Below are 3,116 nucleotides of genomic sequence, written 5' to 3'. Positions count from 1 at the left end.
AGTCGTCCTTCTCAATGCCGAGATTGGCCGCGACGTGATCGCGGATCATGTCGAGCCATCTCATTTGTTCGGCGTTAAACGGCTCTGGATTCCCGCTTTCGCGGGAATGACGGATGGTTTGTGCGAGCCAGGAGTTGAAGTTGGCGTTGACCCGTTCGGGGAACGGAACCAGTTCATTGTCTTGGTGAATGGCGAAGCGGACGAGGGACACGAGATCCGTCAGGATGCGCTTGCTGCTGGCGCCTTTGACCTTCGACTTCTCCAGCGCCGCGTAGGCCTGCCAGAGTTGGGATTCGTTCCAGAGATACGGCGGCTTTTCGATGGCATCGGCCAGTTCTTTGATGTGTTCAAAGGTCAGGCGCTTGCCTGCCTGCGTCACTCGCTGACGCGCAGGTATCGTGTAGAGAATCTGCAAGGCGGTGATTTCGTCCTTGTGCTTCTGGATGAACGCTTCGAACGACTGCACGAGGGTGCGGGCGCGCTCAAGCGCATCGGCGCTGAAGCCTGCTTCGATGACCTGATCTTGGCTCACGTGGTCGATGGTGAGTTCGTTCTTCTTCTTGATGTCGATGAGGAGTTCCCGGAGCTTCGGGTCTTGGAATGGCCTCGCAGCCTCTTGAAGAATCGTGGTCGCTGCCTGTTGAATCTGCTTCTCGGTCGGCTTGTCCGTGCCGAACTGTTGCCTGGCTCGCTCATCTTGCCGATCGGGATTGACCGCTTCGATCAATCTACGGCTCAGATCCTTGAGCGAGTGGCCTCCGCTCGCCTTCACGATGGCCTGACCGTCTGCCTTGGTGATGCGGTGCTCCATACGGGCGAGCCGGCCGGCAATGCTGGTGAACACGTCTTCATCGGTATTGCCAAGGGCCACGGCTTGGAGCAGCTTGTCGAAGGCCACGCTTGGCTTCTTTTCCATCGGCCTCGCGTCGGTTTTGTCCTGCTCGCAGACGCCAACGGCATCGACGATGACAAAGTGGTCCTTGCTCACAGCGTCCGGCGTGACGCTCTGGAGGTCGTCGGCCTTGATGACGCGGACGCCGCGGCCCTTCATCTGCTCGAAGAAGGTGCGGGACTTGACGGCACGCATGAAGAGGACGATTTCGACCGGCTTGATGTCGGTGCCGGTGGCGATCATGTCCACGGTGACAGCGATGCGGGGTAATGGCGAGACGCGAAAGGCTTTGATGAGGTCCTTCGGATCGGCGCCGGTGGTGCGATAGGTGATCTTCTGTGCGAAGTCGTTCCCCTTGCCGAATTCCTCGCGCACGAGCTTCACGATGTCCTCGGCGTGGGAGTCGTCCTTGGCGAAGATGAGGGTCTTGGGCACCCATTCACGGCCGGGAAAGATCTCGGTGAAGAGCTTCTCTTTGAAGGTCTTGATGATCGTGCGGATCTGGTCCGGAGCGACCACGTCACGGTCGAGCTGGTCTGGGTCGTAGGCGAAGTCGTCGTCGAGTTGTTCCCAGCGTGTGGCGCGGGTCTCGCGGTCGCGCTTTTCGAGGTAGAAGCCGGACTCGACCGTGGAGCCGGCCTGGGTAATGGCGGTGCGGATGCGGTACACATCGTAGTTGACGTTCACGCCGTCGGCCACGGCCTGCTCGTGGTTGTATTCCATGACGAGGTTCTGGTTGAAGAAGCCGAAGGTCTGTTTGTTGGGCGTGGCGGTGAGGCCGATGAGAGAGGCGTCGAAGTATTCGAGCACCTGCGCCCAGAGGTTGTAAATGGAGCGGTGGCATTCGTCGGTGACAATCACATCGAAGGTTTCGATAGGGAAATTGGGATTGTATTCGATGGGGTCCGGTTTCTTGAAGAGGCGTTCGAGGCCAGAAACCGAAGTTTCTTCGTCTTCTTCTGCCAGCTCGCGGCCTTTGAGCATGGAGTAGAGGCGCTGGATCGTCCCGATGCAGACGCGCTGTGGTATCGAGCTGACTACTGGTGAGCCGCTGGACGATGAACTCTTCGGTGAACTTGAAGTTGTTGTAGGGCGAGACGTACTGCTGAAACTCCTTCAACGTCTGGTCGCCCAGGTTGCCGCGATCGACGAGGAACAGCACGCGCTTGGCCCCGCCGAATTTGATGAGACGGTAGATGAAATTGATGGCCGTGAAGGTCTTGCCGCTGCCGGTGGCCATTTGAATCAGCGCTCGCGGGCGGTCCTGCGCAAGTGATGTTTCGAGGTTCTGGATGGCGGTGATCTGTGCGGGCCAGAGACCTTCGGTCTTGAGCGGCGGTAATTGTCTCAAACGGCTGCGCAGTGTGGTTGCTTTCTTGTAGGTCGGTCCGCGAAAGGCTGCCGTGAGCTCTTTAACTGGTTCCTCGTTGATTCCCGAAGCCGTAACCCACTCTGCTAGCGTCTCAGGTCTGTGAAAGGCGAAGGTCCGACGGCTCCGGGGCTCCGGATCGAGACCGTTGGTGAATCGCGTTTCGATGCCGGTGCTTTGGTAGAGAAACGGAAGAGGCCGGATGTAGGCCGGCAAGGTGAGCGGCAAGCCCTCGCTGTACTTTGCCGCCTGGACTTCGACGCCGGTCAGCGTGACGCCCTCCCGTTTCGCCTCGATGACCCCGGCGGCTTTGCCATCGATATAGAGCAAGTAGTCCGCGAATCCGTGTCCGCCGACGAGGGAAAAATTTCGGAGTGCAACACCTCGGCCTGCGCGAAGATGGGCGTTTGTGTAGTCCTGAACGATCCAGCCGGCTTGCTGCAGGATGTGATCGATTGTTTGGCGGGCCTTGTCTTCAGGAGTAGGCATCCTGTTGCGCTCCTAGCGTCCCGTGAATCCTTGGTCTGATGAAATCACCAAGGGCAATCGCCTGCCGAAGAATACCTGTTTTCGTCTCGGAAATCACGAATGAGGCGATAGACGAATGGACGGGTTCAGCATGCTGCCGATCGGCACGGGGGAATGGAAATGAGGAATGGGAATGGTGCCGTTTTCATTCTTGCCAGTTCATGGCTGCACAGGATACCAGTTGGTGGTGACATCCGGGGGCACGCCAAGAAGTGCTGAGTGCTGGGTGCTGAGGAATGGGGGATGTAGCCGGTTCATTGACAAGCGATGTACACGATTGTACATTGAGGTTATCATGAAACTCTCGATCAGCGAGGCGCGTAAGCG

At 58.3% G+C, this 3,116-nt stretch carries 1 protein-coding gene and 1 pseudogene; both read right to left on the bottom strand.

The window, feature by feature from the left end; genetic code table 11:
* Positions 1–1,876: type I restriction-modification enzyme R subunit C-terminal domain-containing protein (locus ACOSYY_RS05145; protein WP_421661195.1), on the bottom strand; the 1,876-nt coding region annotated here is incomplete at its 3' end.
* Positions 1,877–1,997: 121 nt separating this feature from the next.
* Positions 1,998–2,750 (bottom strand): annotated as a pseudogene (locus ACOSYY_RS05140) (DEAD/DEAH box helicase family protein); the annotation flags it as partial.
* Between the last annotated feature and the right edge of the window lie 366 nt (positions 2,751–3,116).

Source organism: Nitrospira sp. BLG_2 (genome assembly GCF_049222245.1).
Note: the sequence above shows the minus strand (reverse complement) of the source record. Positions and strands in the feature narration are given on the sequence as shown.